Source organism: Pseudomonas sp. PDM03, from assembly GCF_014852385.1.
Taxonomy (GTDB): Bacteria; Pseudomonadota; Gammaproteobacteria; order Pseudomonadales; family Pseudomonadaceae; genus Aquipseudomonas; species Aquipseudomonas migulae.
In genome coordinates, this window is the sequence record NZ_JACVBM010000014.1 from 52,191 (window position 1) to 70,192 (window position 18,002).

Annotated in this window: 18 protein-coding genes; 13 read left to right on the plus strand and 5 right to left on the minus strand. The window is 61.5% G+C overall.

Annotated elements, in window-relative coordinates; genetic code table 11:
* The first annotated feature begins 144 nt into the window (after positions 1-144).
* The 4 genes from IB254_RS19090 to IB254_RS19105 all read left to right on the plus strand — a co-directional run bounded on the left by IB254_RS19090 (position 145) and on the right by IB254_RS19105 (position 4,574).
* Entirely contained in the window at positions 145-2,058 is a 1,914-nt protein-coding gene (locus IB254_RS19090) for a sigma-54-dependent Fis family transcriptional regulator (protein ID WP_192418821.1), read from the plus strand.
* Positions 2,059-2,318: 260 nt separating this feature from the next.
* Positions 2,319-3,668 (plus strand): UDP-N-acetylmuramate:L-alanyl-gamma-D-glutamyl-meso-diaminopimelate ligase, encoded by a 1,350-nt coding sequence (gene mpl, locus IB254_RS19095; RefSeq protein WP_192418823.1) that lies wholly within the window; start codon positions 2,319-2,321, stop codon positions 3,666-3,668.
* A complete protein-coding gene (gene ubiX / locus IB254_RS19100) occupies positions 3,665-4,297 on the plus strand; it encodes a flavin prenyltransferase UbiX (protein ID WP_008035761.1) in 633 nt (210 codons plus the stop codon). The genes mpl and ubiX overlap by 4 nt, the downstream gene beginning before the upstream one ends.
* The gene (locus IB254_RS19105) at positions 4,290-4,574 is read left to right on the plus strand and encodes a YceK/YidQ family lipoprotein (protein WP_008035760.1); all 285 of its coding nucleotides are present in this window, start codon (positions 4,290-4,292) and stop codon (positions 4,572-4,574) included. Before ubiX ends, IB254_RS19105 begins: the two co-directional genes overlap by 8 nt.
* A 115-nt stretch (positions 4,575-4,689) precedes the next feature.
* On the opposite strand, the gene IB254_RS19110 is transcribed toward IB254_RS19105, so the two are convergent.
* The 3 genes from IB254_RS19110 to IB254_RS19120 all read right to left on the minus strand — a co-directional run bounded on the left by IB254_RS19110 (position 4,690) and on the right by IB254_RS19120 (position 7,636).
* Positions 4,690-5,331 (minus strand): oxidoreductase, encoded by a 642-nt coding sequence (locus tag IB254_RS19110; RefSeq protein ID WP_008042977.1) that lies wholly within the window; start codon positions 5,329-5,331, stop codon positions 4,690-4,692.
* 27 nt (positions 5,332-5,358) lie between these two features.
* Entirely contained in the window at positions 5,359-7,077 is a 1,719-nt protein-coding gene (locus tag IB254_RS19115; protein WP_192418825.1) for a C13 family peptidase, read from the minus strand.
* Between the two features lie 103 nt (positions 7,078-7,180).
* Positions 7,181-7,636 carry a MaoC family dehydratase gene (locus IB254_RS19120; RefSeq protein WP_017341009.1) on the minus strand — a complete coding sequence of 152 codons (456 nt, stop codon included), beginning with the start codon at positions 7,634-7,636 and terminating at the stop codon, positions 7,181-7,183.
* A gap of 183 nt (positions 7,637-7,819) precedes the next feature.
* On the opposite strand from IB254_RS19120, the gene IB254_RS19125 reads away from it, so the two are divergent.
* The 3 genes from IB254_RS19125 to IB254_RS19135 are packed head-to-tail and all read left to right on the plus strand — an operon-like array spanning position 7,820 to position 9,496.
* Positions 7,820-8,182 (plus strand): CidA/LrgA family protein, encoded by a 363-nt coding sequence (locus tag IB254_RS19125; protein ID WP_008044533.1) that lies wholly within the window; start codon positions 7,820-7,822, stop codon positions 8,180-8,182.
* On the plus strand, positions 8,179-8,895 hold the full coding sequence (locus IB254_RS19130; protein WP_008035079.1) for an LrgB family protein: 717 nt from the start codon (positions 8,179-8,181) through the stop codon (positions 8,893-8,895). Before IB254_RS19125 ends, IB254_RS19130 begins: the two co-directional genes overlap by 4 nt.
* Positions 8,896-8,905: 10 nt before the next feature.
* Complete coding sequence (locus IB254_RS19135; protein WP_008035081.1) at positions 8,906-9,496, plus strand: LON peptidase substrate-binding domain-containing protein; 591 nt, start codon at positions 8,906-8,908, stop codon at positions 9,494-9,496.
* 89 nt (positions 9,497-9,585) lie between these two features.
* Here IB254_RS19135 and IB254_RS19140 read toward each other — a convergent pair whose 3' ends face one another.
* Positions 9,586-10,902 carry a bifunctional DedA family/phosphatase PAP2 family protein gene (locus IB254_RS19140; RefSeq protein WP_008044540.1) on the minus strand — a complete coding sequence of 439 codons (1,317 nt, stop codon included), beginning with the start codon at positions 10,900-10,902 and terminating at the stop codon, positions 9,586-9,588.
* Positions 10,903-11,078: 176 nt separating this feature from the next.
* Entirely contained in the window at positions 11,079-11,777 is a 699-nt protein-coding gene (locus tag IB254_RS19145) for a DNA-3-methyladenine glycosylase (RefSeq protein WP_192418827.1), read from the minus strand.
* A gap of 177 nt (positions 11,778-11,954) precedes the next feature.
* On the opposite strand from IB254_RS19145, the gene IB254_RS19150 reads away from it, so the two are divergent.
* From IB254_RS19150 to rodA, 6 genes are all read left to right on the plus strand, one after another.
* Complete coding sequence (locus tag IB254_RS19150) at positions 11,955-13,226, plus strand: glutamate-5-semialdehyde dehydrogenase (protein WP_192418829.1); 1,272 nt, start codon at positions 11,955-11,957, stop codon at positions 13,224-13,226.
* A 1-nt stretch (position 13,227) separates the two neighbouring features.
* On the plus strand, positions 13,228-13,917 hold the full coding sequence (gene nadD / locus IB254_RS19155) for a nicotinate-nucleotide adenylyltransferase (protein WP_263863992.1): 690 nt from the start codon (positions 13,228-13,230) through the stop codon (positions 13,915-13,917).
* A gap of 72 nt (positions 13,918-13,989) precedes the next feature.
* Positions 13,990-14,484, plus strand: a complete 495-nt coding sequence (rsfS, locus tag IB254_RS19160) for a ribosome silencing factor (RefSeq protein ID WP_008035092.1) — start codon at positions 13,990-13,992, stop codon at positions 14,482-14,484.
* A gap of 9 nt (positions 14,485-14,493) precedes the next feature.
* Positions 14,494-14,961, plus strand: coding sequence for a 23S rRNA (pseudouridine(1915)-N(3))-methyltransferase RlmH (gene rlmH, locus IB254_RS19165; protein WP_007937439.1), 468 nt, complete (start codon positions 14,494-14,496; stop codon positions 14,959-14,961).
* Between the two features lie 9 nt (positions 14,962-14,970).
* Complete coding sequence (gene mrdA, locus IB254_RS19170) at positions 14,971-16,866, plus strand: penicillin-binding protein 2 (protein WP_192418831.1); 1,896 nt, start codon at positions 14,971-14,973, stop codon at positions 16,864-16,866.
* 31 nt (positions 16,867-16,897) lie between these two features.
* Positions 16,898-18,001: a rod shape-determining protein RodA gene (gene rodA / locus IB254_RS19175; protein WP_192418955.1), complete on the plus strand. Its 1,104-nt coding sequence runs from the start codon at positions 16,898-16,900 to the stop codon at positions 17,999-18,001.
* Position 18,002 lies beyond the last annotated feature (1 nt).

Genomic DNA, 18,002 nt, shown 5'->3' on the forward strand with positions numbered 1-18,002 from the left:
GTACAGCCCCCGTGACAGTTTGTACCGCTTGTGGCACAAGCTGTGACTGACCGGTCTTGCCAGCATTGCAATGCGGGCCAGGCTGGAGGATGCTCGGGCATCACCTCAATACGGGTCACCGAGCCCCGGGGAGAATAATAAGAAATGCACGACAACCATTTGAGTCGCCATGCCCAGCAAGTGCTGACCGTGACCCAGGGGAAATCTCACCTGCACGGTCCCGGCAGCGATCCGTCCATCGCCCGTTCCTGGCTGCGTTGTCTTGAGGACTATCACCTCGACCCGGCCCTGACCATGGCGCCGACGGTGCTGGAGCACGGTCGTGTCCTCGAAAGCCGCGAACGCTTGCAGCAAGTGCTGCACATCGCCGGCAACGAAATGAGCAGTCTTCATCAGCAGCTGTCCGGCGCCGGTCATGCGGTGCTGCTGACGGATGCGCGCGGGGTGATCCTCAATTGTGTGACGGCACCCGCCGAGCGGAAGATTTTTGAACGCGCCGGCCTCTGGCTCGGTGCCGACTGGAGCGAAGCCTGCGAAGGCACCAACGGCATCGGCACCTGCCTGGTGGAGCGTCAGTCGCTGACCATTCACCAGGACGAACATTTTCGTGGTCGTCACACTGGCCTGACTTGCTCGGCGAGTCCGGTGTTCGATCCGCATGGCGAACTGCTGGCGGTGCTCGACGTGTCCTCGGCGCGGCACGAGGTGTCGCGGCAGAGTCAGTTCCACACCATGGCCCTGGTCAATCTGTCGGCGAAGATGATCGAGAGCTGCTATTTCCTGCGTTACTTCGACAATCAATGGTTGCTGCGTTTTCACCTGCAGGCGGAATCCGTCGGGCTGTTCAGCGAAGGGCTGCTGGCGTTCGACGGCGAAGGTCGGATCAGCGCGGTCAATCAGAGCGCGCTGAACCTGCTGGGGCATAGTCGTGGCGGGCTGTTGGGCAAACCGGTCGAGGCGTTTTTCGATTGCTCGCTGGATGAGTTGCTGGGCCGCGCTAGTGTGAATGCCAGCGCCAGTTGGCCGTTGCGCGCACGTGACGGGCGCGGCCTGTTTGCCGTGTTGCGCGGTCAGCCGCGCAGCATTCCGGTGCCGGTAGTGACCAGTCGGGTCGTTGCCGAACCTGCGCGCCTGTCGGGCATTTGTCTGGGCGATGCGGGTTTGCAGGAAGATTTCCGCAAATCCCTACGCGTGTTCGAACGGGATGTGCCGCTGTTGATCAACGGCGAAACCGGGTCCGGCAAGGAGGCCTTCGCCAAAGCGGTGCATCAGGCCAGTCAGCGGGCCGAAAAAGCCTTCGTCGCGCTCAACTGCGCGGCCATCCCGGAAAGCCTGATCGAGAGCGAGTTGTTCGGCTATCGCGGCGGCAGCTTTACCGGCGCACGCAAGGAAGGCATGCGCGGCAAGTTGCAGCAGGCGGATGGCGGGACCCTGTTTCTCGATGAAATCGGCGACATGCCGCTGGCGTTACAGACCCGGCTATTAAGAGTGCTGGAAGATCGGCAAGTGGTGCCGATTGGCGGCGAGCCGGAGGCGGTCAACGTGCGGATTATCAGCGCGACTCACCGTAATCTTCTGGAGCGGGTGCAGGACGGAAGCTTCCGCGAGGATTTGTATTACCGGCTCAATGGGTTGGAGATTGCGTTGCCGGCGTTGCGTGACCGCAGTGACAAATCGCAGTTGCTCGACTTTCTGCTGGCGGAAGAGGCGGGCGGGGAGACGGTGCTGATTGATGAGCCCGCCCGCCAGGCGTTGCTGGGGTTCGCCTGGCCGGGGAACGTGCGGCAGTTGCGTAACGTGCTGCGCACCTTGGCCGCGTTGTGTGATGGCGGGCGGATCGGGCTGGAGGATTTGCCGGCGATGATTCGACAGGCCAGGCCGGTGCCGGTTGTTGCCGTCGAACCGCCTTGCGAACATCCGCTGGATGATGCCGAGCGCCTGGCGTTGCTGAATGCGCTGGAGCAAACCCGTTGGCACATGACCCATACCGCCGAGCAGTTGGGTGTCAGCCGTAACACGCTCTATAGAAAGCTGCGTAAACACGGCATCGCCCGGTGAATGCAAACCTGTAGGAGCCGGCTTGCCGGCGATGGCGTCCTTGAAACCGCCATCGCCAGCAAGCCGGCTCCTACAAGAATGGGGGCGTTTCCCATTCTTCGGTTAAAACGCCGGACCTGTAAGAGCCCGGCTTGCCGGCGATAGCGGTTTCAAGGATGCCATCGCCAGCAAGCCGGGCTCCTACAGAGGCTGACACGAAACAAAGGTGCGATTTTCGCCTCCCTACGCTAACCTGCGGCCATGTTTTACGAGGTCGACTAATGCACATTCATATTCTTGGTATCTGCGGCACTTTCATGGGTTCGATGGCGGTTCTGGCCAAAGAGCTGGGCCATCACGTGACCGGCTCCGATGCCAACGTCTATCCGCCGATGAGCACTCAGCTCGAGGCGCAGGGCATTGAACTGACCCAAGGTTATGACCCCGCGCAGCTCGATCCGGCGCCGGACCTGGTGGTCATCGGCAACGCCATGTCCCGCGGCAACCCGGCTGTTGAATACGTACTGAACAAAGGCCTGCCTTACGTCTCCGGTCCGCAATGGCTGGCCGATCACGTGTTGCAAGGCCGCTGGGTGCTGGCCGTTGCCGGTACGCATGGCAAAACCACCACCAGCAGCATGCTGGCCTGGGTGCTGGAACACGCGGGCATGAGCCCCGGTTTCCTGATCGGCGGCGTGCCGCAGAATTTCTCGGTGTCGGCGCGTCTGGGCGGCACGCCGTTCTTCGTGATCGAAGCCGACGAGTACGACAGTGCGTTCTTCGACAAACGCTCCAAGTTCGTTCACTACCGCCCGCGCACGGCGATCCTGAACAACCTGGAGTTCGATCACGCTGACATCTTCCCCGATCTGCCGGCCATCGAGCGGCAGTTCCACCATTTGGTGCGGACCATCCCGAGCGAAGGCCTGGTGATCCATCCGACCACCGAGCCGGCGTTGCAGCGCGTGATCGAGATGGGCTGCTGGACCCCGGTGCAAACCACCGGTGCCGGTGGTCAGTGGCAGGTCAAGTTGCTGAGCGAAGACGGTTCGAAATTCGAAGTGATGTTCGAAGGCGTCGCTCAAGGCGTGGTCGAGTGGGACATGACCGGCCAGCATAACGTTGCCAACGCACTGGCCACCCTGGCAGCCGCGCGGCATGTCGGTGTTGTGCCGTCGATGGGCATTGCCGCGTTGAGCGCGTTCAAAAGCGTGAAGCGCCGGATGGAAAAGGTCGCCGAGGTCCGCGGCATTACCATCTATGACGACTTTGCCCATCACCCGACGGCCATCGCCACGACCCTCGACGGTCTGCGCAAACGCATCGGCGACGCGCCGCTGATCGCCATCATCGAGCCGCGCTCCAACTCCATGAAACTTGGCGCGCACCGCGACGGTTTGCCGGAAAGCGTGGTCGATGCCGATCAGGTGATCTGGTACGCACCGGCCAACCTCGGTTGGGATTTGGGCGCGACCGCCGCGCTGTGCAGTGTGCCGTCGATCGTCAGCGAGTCACTGGAAGGCATCATCGAGCGCGTGAAGAGCCAGGCGCAGCCCGGCACTCACGTGGTGATCATGAGCAACGGCGGCTTCGGCGGCCTGCACGGCAAACTCGCCGAGGCGCTGCAATGAACAACGGCCCGGAACGCATCACGCTGGCGATGACCGGTGCTTCGGGCGCCCAGTACGGTTTGCGCCTGCTGGACTGCCTGATCCGCGAAGACCGCGAGGTGCACTTCCTGATTTCCAAGGCTGCGCAACTGGTGATGGCCACCGAGACTGACGTCACGCTGCCGCCGAAAACCCAAATGATGCAGGCCTTCCTCACCGAGTACACCGGCGCTGCCGCCGGGCAGATTCGGGTGTACGGCAAGGAAGACTGGATGTCGCCGGTGGCCTCGGGCTCCGGTGCGCCGTCGGCGATGGTGGTCGTGCCGTGTTCGACCGGTACGCTGTCGGCCATTGCCACCGGTGCCTGCAACAACCTGATCGAGCGCGCCGCCGATGTCACGCTGAAGGAGCGTCGCCAGCTGATTCTGGTGCCGCGTGAAGCGCCGTATTCGAGTATTCATCTGGAACACATGCTCAAGTTGTCGAACATGGGCGTGACCATTTTGCCTGCGTCGCCGGGTTTCTATCATCAGCCGCAGACCATTGATGACCTGATCGACTTCGTGGTGGCGCGGATTCTCAACCTGCTGAACATTCCACAAGACATGCTGCCGCGATGGGGCGAACACCATCTGACCAGCGATGAATAAGCTGCTGACGATTGTGCTGGCGCTGCAACTGGCGGGTTGCGCCACGGCACGCACGCTGGATGCTGCCAAGCCGGGGGCACCAGTGGTGTATGCGGGGACACGCCTGGATTTGTACGCCCTGAATGGCGGTTGCTGTGCGATGGATCGTTTCGGGGCAGAGGCGCCGAGCTATCCGGGTGTCGATCTGCCGGCCAGCGCGTTGCTTGATACGCTGCTGTTGCCGTTGTCGGTGTTGACGGTGATCGGCGTGAGTTTTCAGGCGACGGGTGGGTTGTAGGAGAGCGCTTCGCGCTCTATCGCGAGCAGGCTCGCTCCCACATTGGATTTGTGAGCGACACAGATCAAATGTGGGAGCGAGCCTGCTCGCGATGGTTCATCCCTGACTCAACAAATTACTTGCCTAGCTTACGCAACTCATCCGATTCGACAATCCGTATCCCATCCTGTTCTTCCAGCGCCAGTCGCCACATCGCCCGGGCCAGCTGGCAAGCTTCGATGCCGCGGTATTTGCCGGGGATCAAGCGGGACAACGGACCGGCGACCTGCTCGGCCAGGCGCGGTTCGAGGCGCTCACCCAGCAACACCGAAGGTCGACAAATGGTCAGTTGTGGCCAGTTTTGTGCGCGCAATGCGTACTCCATCTCGCCTTTGACCCGGTTGTAGAAAACCGAGGACCTGCGATCGGCCCCCAGGGCGCTGATCACGATCAAGTGTCGAGCACCCATCTCCCGCGCCCGTTTGGCGAAGGCCACTACCATGTCGAGGTCGACCGCGCGGAACGCCGCTTCCGAGCCGGCCTGTTTGATCGTGGTGCCGAGGCAGCAGTAGGCGATGTCGACGCGACCGCTAAGTTGCGGCAGGAACATCGCCGGGTCGCCGACCGGGTTTTCAAGATGCGGATGCTCGGCCAGCGGCCGGCGTGAGGGGGCCAATACGCGCGTGATCGTGGGCTCGTTGAGCAGGCGATCAAGCAAGTGTTCACCGGTTAACCCGGTAGCTCCGGCAAGCAATACGTGCTGAGGCGTCAAGTACATAATATGTCCCCCTTGATACTGATCAGCTTAGTTGCTCTTTGCGTCCTTGCTGTCGATAGAGACACTTTGTAGCGCTTTTCGTGCCTGTTGTTTGCGTAACAGCTGCCAATGGGAGAGAACGGTTTTCGGCGCCCAGATTTGCGGTTCAGAGGCTTCGAAGCTGTCAGCCAGTTCACGCTCGGCCACGGAGGCCTTGGCCAGCTTGAAGGCTTGTTCCAGGTCGTCGGTCTGGTTCAGTGCCTGGGCGAACAGCGCGTCGCCGAAGTAGGTGAAGTTGGCTTCTTCCGAGCACCCGAAGGACACGCGATCGGCGCGCGACGCGGTCATGATCAGGGTGCGTTCGTCCTTGAGGGCGGGGATGAAACCACCGGAGTAGCAAGACGAAATCACGATGATCTTGTCGCGGTTTTTCAGCGGGGCGAGCACGGCGCCGAGTTCGTTGGCCGGCAGGTCGGACAGTTCCATGCGTGGCTGGTCGAGCACCAGTTCGTGTTCGCTGGTGCCGTGGCTGGTCAGGTAGATGAAGATCAGGTCTTCCGGGCCGCTGCGCTCGGCCAGCGTCAGCGCCGCACGGCGCAGGTTTTCCCGGGTGGCCATCGGCCGGTCGACGAGGTGGTCGCGATGGTTCACCAGGCGGATCTGGCCAAACGCACCGAAACGGCTGGTGAGCATGTTGCTGACGTAATCGGATTCACGCAGGAACACGCTTTGCTTGCCATCACCGCCGACGGTCAAGGTGTACAACTCGATCGCCGGGGTCGAAGCCGGCACATTGGCCAGCGCGTCTTCGAGCAAGCGGCCCTGGGCCAGCAAGCCGAGTTCAAGGCTGTCGGGCAACAGCTTGCCGTCGGCATCGCGTACTCGCTGGCCATTGGCCCACGTGCCGCTCTGCACGGTGCCATCGGTCAGCACCAGCGTGCCGCGCCCCTGATAACTGTCGCCGTCGAACTGGCCGATGTAGAAGCTGCCATCTGAAAGGTTCAGTCGGCCCTGACCGGTGAAGCGCCAGTCGCTGAACTGGCCGATGTAGTGGCTGCCATCCGCGCCGATCAACTCGCCTTTGCCATTCAGCGAGCCTTCCTTGAACTGGCCGAGCCAGACATCACCGTCGGCGTTCTCGTAGCGGCCCTTGCCGTGCAGTTGGTTGTTCTTGAAGCTGCCGACGTAAATGTCGCCTTCAGCGCTGTTGAATGTCCCGTTGCCTTCCAGCTGACCGTCCTTGAAATGCCCGGTGAACTGATTGCCGCTGGCGTCGCCACGCTGGCCTTCGCCGTTGGGTTTGCCATGGGCGAACAGGCCTTGATACGAGCTGCCGTCATCGAGTTCCAGACGGCCGAGCCCCGAATATTGATCGGCCTTGAATTCGCCGCGGTAGGTCATGCCGTTTTCTTTGAGGGTGCCTTCGCCTTCGCGCCGACCTGCCTTGAAGCCGCCGGTGTAGCTGCTGCCGCTGGTGGTCAGCGTGCCCTGGCCGTCGAACAGCCCCTGGTTGAAATTACCGCGATACAGCTCGCCGTTGCTGCCGTGCCATTCGCCCTGGCCGTGCCACTGGCCCTTGTCGAAACTGCCGGCGTACCAGCTGCCGTTCGGGTAATCGACGCGACCCTGGCCTTGCAGCAATCCGTTGACCAGGTCTCCGCGATAGCGGCCGCCGTCCGGCAGGCGCGCATCGGGCGGCAACAGCGATTCGCTGTCGCCGCAAGCGGTGAGCATCAGGGTCAAGGCAATGAGTGCAAATGAGCGCATAGCGGGATCCGGGCAATTAGGCGACCGAGTATGCCGCAGCTCTATGACTGAGATATAGAGAGAGGTCGCGAAACAGCGTGAGCTGCTTCGCATCCGGGAGCGTTTACACGAAGCAGAGCGACAGTGGCTCGGCGATATAGGCCGGTTTTTCCGAACCTTCGATCTCGAGCGTGGCGGTGGCCTTGAGCAACCATTGGCCGGGCTTCTTCTCGGTGACTTCGGTCAGATCGACCTTGAGGCGCACTTTCGAATTGACCTTGACCGGCTGAATGAACCGCACGCTGTCGAGGCCGTAATTGACCACCATCTTCAAGCCTTCAGGCAGGATGAGGATGTCTTCCATCAGTTTCGGGATCAGCGACAGCGACAGGAAACCGTGGGCAATGGTGCTGCCAAATGGCGTTTGCGCGGCTTTGACCGGGTCGACGTGGATGAACTGATAGTCTCCAGTGGCTTCGGCGAACAGGTTGATGCGCTCCTGATCGATAGTTAGCCATTCGGAACGTCCAAGTTCCTTGCCGACATAATCTTTGAGCTCTGCAACTGGAACATAGGGCATTGAGACTCTCCTTGGGTTCATCGGTTTTATAGTTTTGAGGTGGGGGGATTTGACCTCCCGGATTACCACTTTAGATCAACATGGCAAATTGCTCCGGTCAACTGACCATGCTTTTGGCGAATGCCGGTCTATAGCGTTGGCATGCTTATAATGCCGGGCGCGATTTTTCGGGGGAGAGGACGGATGTTGTTACGTGGCCTGACCTGGCTGGTGTTGTTCCAATTGCTGGGCACCGCCATCAACCATTTGTTTTTGCCGGTGCTGCCGGGGCCGATCATTGGCCTGCTGCTTCTGCTGGTGTTCCTGATCAGCCGTGGCCAGGTCGGCGAGCCGTTGAGCCTGGCGGCCGGCAGCCTGCTGCGTTACCTGCCATTGCTGCTGGTGCCGCCGGCCGTGGGCGTGATGGTTTACGCCAAGGACATTGCTGCGGACTTCTGGGCCATCGTCGGCGCACTGGTGTTGTCGCTGCTGCTGTCCATGGCGTTCGCCGGTGTGCTGATGCAGCGCATGGTCAAACGCCACGCGCACCGCGAGGACTCGCAATGATCTTCGACTGGCAGGGCGCCTGGGTGTCGGTGATTCATCATCCATTGTTCGGCATCGGCATCACCCTCGGCGCCTATCAGCTGGTGTTGGCGGCGTTCGAGAAAACCCGCTGGATTTTTCTGCAGCCGGTGCTGGTCTCCATGCTGTTGGTCATTGGCGTGCTGGTCGGCTGCGGCCTGACCTACGCCGAATACCGCAAGAGCACCGAGATTCTCAGTATTTTGCTCGGCCCGGCCACCGTTGCGCTGGCCGTGCCGCTTTACCTCAACCTGCGGCGGATTCGGCAGTTGTTCTGGCCGATATTTACTACGCTGGTGATAGGTGGCGTGATTGCCACCGGCATGGGCGTGTTGCTGGGGTGGTCGTTTGGTGCCGAGCACATGATCCTGATGACCATGGCGCCGAAGTCGGTGACCTCGCCGATTGCCATGCTGGTGGCCGAGCAGATCGGCGGTGTCGCGGCGCTGGCGGCGGTTTTTGTGTTGATCACCGGCGTGATCGGGGCGATCTTTGGGCCGAGCTTGCTGAACCGGCTCGGCGTCCACAGCCCCGAGGCGCGCGGCATGGCGCTGGGCATGACCGCCCATGCGGTGGGCACGGCCGTGGCGATGCAGGAAAGTGAAGAATGCGGCGCCTTCGCGGCGCTGGCGATGAGTCTGATGGGCGTGGCCACGGCGGTGTTCCTGCCGCTGGCGGTGTCGATGGTGGTGTAAGGAAATGTCTATGAGCCTGCCGCTTTTTCCGCTGAATACGGTGCTGTTTCCGGGCTGCATCCTCGACTTGCAGATCTTCGAGGCGCGCTACCTGGACATGATTGGTCGCTGCATGAAACAGGGCGGCGGCTTCGGCGTGGTGTGCATCCTTGAGGGTGAAGAGGTCGGCATCGCCCCGTCAGGTTATGCGCTGGTCGGGTGTGAGGCGCTGATCACCGATTTCAAGCAGCAGGACAATGGCCTGCTGGGCATTCGGGTGCAGGGCGGACGGCGCTTTCACGTGTTGCGCACCGAGGTTCAGCGCGATCAGTTGACCGTCGCCGAGGTCGAGTGGCTGGAGGACGAACCGGAGCAACCCTTGCAGGATGAGGATGCCGACCTCGTCGCACTGCTCAAGGCCCTGGCCGAACACCCGATGGTCGAAGCGCTGAACATGGGCACCGAAGCGACCGGGCAACAATCGTTGGCCAATCAGTTGGCATACCTGCTGCCATTCGCCGAGGTGGACAAGATCGACCTGCTGCAACTCGACGATCCGCAGCAACGACTGGATGCGATCCAGGCGCTGCTCGATGAATTGCAGGGTGAGTTGTTCGCCTGACGCTCGCAAAAAGATCGCAGCCTGCGGCAGCTCCTATTCGGAACGGCGTACTTCTGTAGGAGCTGCCGCAGGCTGCGATCTTTTGATCTTCAATAGGCATACCGCAACATCGCGTGCGGTAAATGCCGCAACGCAAAGAAGCCGAATAACACCACCATCGCCGGCAATACCAGCCACCAGACTTTGGGTGGCATGGCGTTGAGCGGTGTCTGGCGCTGACTCAACCCCAGGCTCGCCGCACACACGCACGCCGCCAGCATGGCGCCGGCCAGCACATCCGTTGGCCAGTGCGCGCCCAGGTACACGCGTGACAAGGCAATCGCCAGCGCCGGCAGGCAGCCCAGCAGCAACCAGGTCAGGCGCATCCTTGGCGGTTGTCCGCGACCGGCCAGCACGGCGAGGGTCAGAAACAGCGCGAAAGAGCCCGAGGCATGGCCGCTGGGCATGCTGTAGCTGGTAAGCGGGTCGCTCAGGACTTCCGGGCGCAACCGGGCGAAAAAGTGTTTGGTGAGCGTATTGCCGAGTGCGGTGACGAGCAGCGTGCTGCCGGCGAAAATCGCCTGGCGCCATTGCCGGGTCAGCAGCAGCAAAACGGTCAGCAGGGCGCTGAACAGCAGCATGTTGCGGAACTCGCCGATCAGCGTGAAAGTCACGGCGACTTCATCGAGCATCGGGCTGCGGTGTTCCTGCACCAGTGTCATCAAACCCTGGTCGAGAGCGGTGAGGTGCGGGTAGCCGATAAACAATCCGGCCAGAATCAACAAGCTCATGCTGGCGATCAGTATCGTTGCCTTGCGATGACGGCGCAGGCTGCTGGTTGCGCTCAGGCCGATCATCACGGCGATGCTGCCGGCGACGATCCCGGCCTCAGGCCAGAAACCTTCCGGTAATGGCAAGCGAATCGCCGCGCCCGTGGCCCAGCCGGGCAGCAGGTAGGCGACGCTCCAGCCGGCAGTGGCCAGCAGGCTGACGGCGACGAAGCGCGGGAACGGCATGTCGAACATCCCGGCGACCATCGGCAGCATCGGCCTTAGTGGCCCGATGAATCGTCCGACCAGCAGGCTGGCGATGCCATAGCGCTGGAAGTAAGCCTCGGCACCGGCGATCCACTCCGGGTGATGGCGCAGGCCGGGCAGGCGCCGGATGTTCTGATGGAAATGTCGCCCAACAAAGTAGGAAACGATATCGCCCAACACGCCGGCGACGAATCCCAGCAGCAAGGTTTCGCTCAACGACAGTGCACCGCTGCCGGCCAGTACGGCGACGGCAAACAGCAACACCGTGCCGGGTACGATCAGTCCGGCAATCGCCAGGCATTCCACGAAGGCCACGATGAACACCGCCGCAGCCAGCCATTGCGGGTTGACCGTCAGCCATCCGGTCACGCTATCGAGCCATGGGCCCATAAAAACAACTCCATTGAATAATCAATTGGCCCCAAAGGCCGAACGCAATCTTCAAAACACTACAGCCCCTTGTAGGAGCAAGCTTGCTCGCGATGGCGGAGTGTCAGGCCACATCTGCTTCGACTGTCAGACCGCTATCGCGAGCAGGCTCGCTCCTACAGGGGGGGCTCTATTATTCAGGTCAGCAAAAAATAATCGCGACCTTCGACTTGCCCCCGTCGCAGCGGGTTCCGCGTGCAATACGGCGCGTAAGCCGCATCGACGAAGCGGTACATCAGATGCTCATCGCGCCCATGGGGAATACCCAGGCGTGTGGTTTGAATAATGTGGCCCGGTGCCGGGCCGACATCCTCCACCAGCAACACTTCATGATCAAAACGCTTGGCGTCCCAGACCGGCACCTTCAAACCCAGCGCCTTGCACAACAGCGTTTGCCCGGCACAGAGTTTTTGCGACGGGCGAGGGCGGCCCTGGGCGTCGGGATTGTTCAGCAGCATCTGCGCCAGGCTTGCCGGGCCGCTCAATTCATCGACCCACGGATAAGCGGATTTGATCAAAACCGCATTGCCCGGACCTTGAGCGCTGAAATTCAGGGAGTCGCCGCCCCGGGCGTAATACATATAAATGTGGCCGCCATCCAGAAACAAAGCCTTACGCTTTTCTGTGTAGCCGAGAGAGGCATGGCTGCCTTTTTCTTCGAAGTAATAGGCTTCGGTCTCGATGATCCGGGCGCTGAGCCACAGTTCACCGACCCGATGCCGGATGACTTTGCCAAGTAAATCCCGGGCCAGCGTTTGCGCATCCCGGTCGAAAAATGCGTCCGGGAGCCCGATGGGCAGGCCCGCAGCGGTCGCACGAACAGTCAGGTTGGACATGATGAACGGCATTTATCAAAGCTGATTGAGTCGTGATGATAACAATTTGCAGCTTAATCACGGCTGAACGTCGGCAAATTGCCCTCCATTTCGACCATCCGCCCGTCACCGCTGTTAGTCAGGGGACGCGACAGCTATAATCTGCCGCTTTCATCTTTGCCAAGATCACAGCAGACAATGACTGAGTCCGTTCTCGACTACATGACCCGCCTGGGTCGCGCCGCCCGTGAAGCGTCGCGCATCATCGGCCGTGCCAGCACCGCGCAGAAAAACCGCGCCTTGCAGGCGGCTGCCAATGCGCTGGATGCCGCGCGTGCCGAGCTGACGGCCGCCAATGAGCTGGATCTGGCGGCTGGTCGAGCCAATGGTCTGAAACCTGCGTTGCTGGAACGTCTGGCGCTGACCCCGGAGCGTATCGACGGCATGATCGTTGGTTTGCGCCAGGTTGCAGCGTTGCCGGACCCGGTCGGCGCCATTCGCGACATGAGTTTCCGTCCGTCGGGGATTCAGGTCGGCAAGATGCGTGTGCCGCTGGGCGTAATCGGGATCATTTACGAATCCCGGCCCAACGTGACCATCGACGCCGCCAGCCTGTGCCTGAAGTCCGGCAACGCGACCATCCTGCGCGGCGGTTCCGAAGCGATTCATTCCAACCGTGCCATCGCCGCCTGCATCCAGCGCGGCCTGGCCGAAGCCGATCTGCCGGCCGCCGTGGTGCAAGTGGTCGAAACCACCGACCGTGCCGCCGTTGGCGCGCTGATCACCATGCCTGAATACGTCGACGTCATCGTGCCCCGTGGCGGCCGTGGCCTGATCGAACGCGTCAGCCGTGATGCGCGCGTGCCGGTGATCAAGCATCTGGACGGTATCTGCCACGTCTACGTCAGTGCCCACGCCGATCTGCCGAAGGCCCAGCGTATTGCCTTCAATGCCAAGACTTACCGTTATGGCATTTGCGGTGCGATGGAGACGCTGTTGGTGGATCAAACCGTTGCCAAAGATTTCCTGCCATCGATGGCTGCCCAGTTCCGCGAAAAAGGCGTTGAACTGCGGGGGTGCGAGCGCACTCGGGCGATCATTGATGCCGCAGTGGCCACAGAAGAAGACTGGCACACCGAGTACCTGGCACCGATCCTCTCGATCCGCGTGGTCGACGGGCTGGACCAGGCCATCGAGCACATTAATAAGTACGGCTCCCATCACACCGATTCGATCGTCAGCGAAAACCTTGCGGACACCCGGCGTTTCGTCGCGGAAGTCGATTCGTCGTCGGTGATGATCAACACTCCGACCTGCTTCGCTGATGGCTTCGAATACGGATTGGGTGCCGAGATTGGCATTTCTACTGATAAGCTGCACGCCCGCGGCCCGGTGGGTCTCGAAGGTCTGACCTGCGAGAAGTACATCGTGGTCGGTGATGGCCAGTTGCGCGGCCAGGCGTCGGTCTGACTTGGGCGACCTTAATCCGTCGGCCCCGGTAACCACCAGCGAACCTGCGCCTCGACGTATCGGCATGCTGGGCGGGACGTTCGACCCGGTGCACATCGGCCATTTGCGCGGTGCGCTGGAAGTCGCCGAAGCGCTGGCGCTCGACGAGTTACGCCTGACACCCAGTGCCAGGCCGCCGCATCGCGGTACGCCGCAGGTGTCGGCGAAGGACCGTCTGGCGATGGTCAAGTGCGCGGTGGCCGGTGTGGCGCCGTTGGTGGTGGATGCCCGCGAATTGCAGCGGGACAAGCCGTCCTACACCATCGACACCCTGGAACTGATGCGTGCCGAACTGGCCGCTGAAGACCAGGTTTTTCTACTTTTGGGCTGGGACGCATTTTGCGGCCTGCCCACTTGGCACCGCTGGGAAGAGTTGCTCCAGCATTGCCACATCCTGGTGCTGCAACGCCCGGATGCCGACAGCGAACCGCCGGATGCCTTGCGCAACCTGCTGGCAGCGCGCTCGGTGAGCGACCCGCTGGCCCTTAAAGGGCCGAGCGGACAGATTGCATTCGTCTGGCAGACGCCGCTCGCGGTATCCGCCACCCAGATCCGTCAACTGCTGGCCAGCGGTAAGTCGGTACGTTTCCTGGTGCCCGACGCGGTCCTGGCCTACATCGATGCGCACGGACTTTACCGTGCGTCGAACTGAAAAAGGGTGCGCTTCAAGGCACGTGAATGCGTGTAGCGAAGCGCCCGAACATACGAGCAAAACGAGTTTTATATGACTGACAAAGACGTAGCTAAAGTAAAGCGCAAAGGCACATTCAAGAGCGCCCCGCTGCCAGTAGAAGCTCCAACCGGCCCTGAGCTGGCTGGCGAAGCGCTGGTCAAGGTTGCCGTGGCAGCCCTGGAAGACGTGAAGGCCCAGGACATCCAGGTCATCGACGTTCGTGAAAAGCAGAGCATCACTGACTTCATGATCATCGCTACCGGTACGTCCAACCGCCAGATCGGCGCCATGCTGGACAAGGTCCGCGAGGCCGTCAAAGCCCAGGGCGTCAAGCCTTTGGGTGAAGAAGGCAAGGGCGACAGCGACTGGGTCCTGCTGGATATGGACGACGTCATCGTGCACATGATGACCGCCTCGGCTCGCCAGTTCTACGACCTGGAGCGCCTGTGGGCCGGTGCAGAGCAGAGCCGTTCGGCCAGCGCTGCGCATCACAGCCCGGAAAACACCCACGAGCATTTCACCAAGCTCAACAAAGACCAGCTGTAAGGGATTGCTGTGCGACTGCGACTGATCGCCGTCGGTTCACGCATGCCCAAGTGGGTGGAAGAAGGCTGGCATGAATATGCCAAGCGTCTTCCGTCCGAGCTGGCGCTGGAACTGGTGGAAATACCGCTCAACACCCGTGGCAAGAACGCCGACGTGGCACGCTTCATCCGTCAGGAAGGCGAAGCCATGCTGGCCAAGGTCGGGCCGAACGAGCGCGTTGTCACCCTCGAAGTCCATGGCAAGCCCTGGAGTACCGAGCAGTTGGCGGTCGAGCTCGATCGCTGGCGGCTGGACTCGCGCACGGTGAATTTCATGGTCGGCGGCCCCGAAGGGCTGGCGCCGGAAGTGTGTGCGCGGGCCGATCAGCGCTGGTCGTTGTCACCGTTGACGTTGCCGCACCCGCTGGTGCGGATTCTGATCGGCGAACAGCTGTACCGTGCCTGGACAGTTCTGTCCGGTCACCCTTACCACAAGTAGTTCTGCCTCATGTCCCAGCCGATCCGCATCAAGGACCACGAAAAAGACGCCCGTCTGGTGCGTGGCCGCGTCGTGTTCGGGGCTATTGCAGTGGTGGTGCTGATCGGCGTGCTGATCGCTCGCCTGTATTTCCTCCAGGTGATCCAGTACGAGTACCACTCGACCCTGTCGGAAAACAACCGCGTCCATGTGCAGCCGATTCCGCCGACCCGCGGATTGATCTTCGACCGCAATGGCGTGGTGGTGGCCGACAACCGGCCCAGCTTCAGCCTGAGCATGACCCGCGAGCGTTCCGGCGACTGGCAGCAAGTGCTCGACGTGATCGTCGAAGTGCTGGAGCTGACGCCCGAGGATAGGGTGATCTTCGAGAAACGCATGCGCCAGGGGCGTCGGCCATTCGAGCCGGTGCCGATTCTGTTCGAGCTGACCGAAGAGCAGATCGCCCGCATCGCCGTGAACCAGTTCCGCCTCCCGGGTGTGGAAGTGGTTGCGCAGCTGGTGCGGCATTACCCGCAGGGCGCGCACTTTGCGCACTCCGTGGGTTACATGGGGCGGATCAACGAGAAAGAGCTGAAGTCTCTCGATCCGGTCAATTACAGCGGCACCCACCACATCGGCAAGACCGGCATCGAGCGTTTCTATGAGCCCGAACTGCATGGCCAGGTGGGTTACGAAGAAGTCGAAACCAACGCACGAGGCCGCGTTCTGCGGGTGCTCAAGCGTACCGATCCGATTCCCGGCAAGGACATTGTCCTGAGCCTGGACATCAAATTGCAGGAAGCGGCCGAAGCGGCACTCGGCGGTCGCCGTGGTGCGGTGGTCGCGCTGGACCCGAAAACCGGTGAAGTGCTGGCAATGGTCAGTCAGCCGAGTTTCGACCCGAATCTGTTTGTGACCGGCATCAGCTTCAAGGCTTATTCCGAACTGCGTGATTCCATCGACCGGCCGCTGTTCAACCGCGTGCTGCGTGGTCTTTATCCACCGGGTTCGACCATCAAGCCTGCGGTGGCCATTGCGGGACTGGACTCGGGGGTTGTCACCGCGTCGACCCGGGTCTTCGACCCCGGCTACTACATGCTGCCCAATTACGATCACAAGTATCGCAACTGGAACCGTACCGGTGACGGCTACGTCGATCTGGACACGGCGATCATGCGGTCCAACGACACCTACTTCTATGACCTGGCCCACAAGCTGGGGATTGATCGCTTGTCGGCCTACATGGGCAAGTTCGGCATCGGCCAAAAGGTCTCGCTGGACATGTTCGAAGAGTCGCCGGGGTTGATGCCGTCCCGTGAGTGGAAGCGCGCGACCCGTCGCCAGGCCTGGTTCCCGGGTGAAACGCTGATTCTCGGGATCGGTCAGGGCTACATGCAATCCACGCCGCTGCAACTGGCCCAGGCCACGGCGCTGGTGGCCAACAAAGGTGTGTGGAACCGTCCGCACCTGGCCAAGACCGTCGAAGGCGAGCGGCCGAAGGATGACAATCCGATGCCGGACATCATCCTGCGCGATCCGTCCGACTGGACCCGGGTCAACCACGGCATGCAGCAAGTGATGCACGGAGCGCGCGGTACGGCGCGCAAGGCTTCGATCGGCGCGCAATACCGGATCGCCGGTAAAAGTGGTACCGCCCAGGTGGTCGCGATCAAGCAGGGCGAGAAGTACGACCGCTCGAAGGTTCAGGAACGTCATCGCGACCACGCCTTGTTTGTCGGCTTCGCGCCGGCCGACGCCCCGAAAATCGTGGTGTCGGTGATGGTCGAGAACGGCGAGTCCGGTTCCGGTGTCGCCGCACCTGTGGTGCGTCAAGTCATGGACGCCTGGCTCCTCGACCAGGACGGCCGACTGAAAGCCGAATACGCCAGCCCTATCAGTGCGGAGGCTACGGCCCGTGAAGAGTAATTTCGATCGCATCCTCTCCAGCGAGGATGTGATGCGTCGCCGTGCGACGCTGTTGCAACGCATGCACATCGACGGACCGCTGCTGATCCTGCTGCTGACCCTCGCCGCCGGCAGCCTGTTCGTGCTGTATTCGGCCAGCGGCAAGAGCTGGGACCTGCTGGCCAAGCAAGCCACTTCGTTCGGCATCGGCCTGGTGTCGATGATCGTCATCGCCCAGTTCGAGCCTCGCTTCATGGCCCGTTGGGTGCCGGTCGCTTATGTCGTCGGTGTTCTGTTGCTGGTGGTGGTGGACGTCATGGGCCACAACGCCATGGGCGCCACGCGCTGGATCAACATTCCGGGGGTGATCCGCTTCCAGCCTTCGGAGTTCATGAAGATCCTGATGCCGGCGACCATCGCCTGGTATTTGTCCAAGCGCACCTTGCCGCCGCAGCTCAAGCATGTGGGCGTCAGTCTGTTCCTGATCGGTTTGCCGTTCATTCTGATCGTGCGTCAGCCCGACCTCGGCACTTCGCTGCTGATCCTGGCGGGTGGCGCATTCGTTTTGTTCATGGGCGGGCTGCGCTGGCGCTGGATCATCAGCGTGCTGGCCGCCGCTGTGCCGGTGGCCGTGGCGATGTGGTTTTTCATCATGCACGACTACCAGAAGCAACGAATCCTGACGTTCCTCGACCCGGAAAGCGATCCGCTGGGTACCGGCTGGAACATCATTCAGTCAAAAGCCGCCATCGGTTCCGGCGGCGTGTTCGGCAAGGGTTGGCTGCTGGGCACGCAATCGCACCTCGACTTTCTGCCGGAAAGCCACACCGACTTCATTATTGCGGTGATGGGTGAAGAGTTCGGCCTGGTGGGCATCTGCGCACTGCTGCTGATTTACCTGTTGTTGATCGGTCGCGGGCTGGTGATTACCGCCCAGGCTCAGACATTGTTCGGCAAACTGCTCGCGGGCGCCCTGACCATGACGTTTTTTGTTTACGTTTTCGTCAACATCGGTATGGTCAGTGGCCTGTTGCCGGTTGTAGGGGTGCCGTTGCCGTTCATTAGCTACGGAGGAACTTCGCTGGTAACGCTGCTGTCAGCGTTTGGGGTTTTGATGTCGATCCATACCCATCGCAAGTGGATCGCACAGGTTTGAA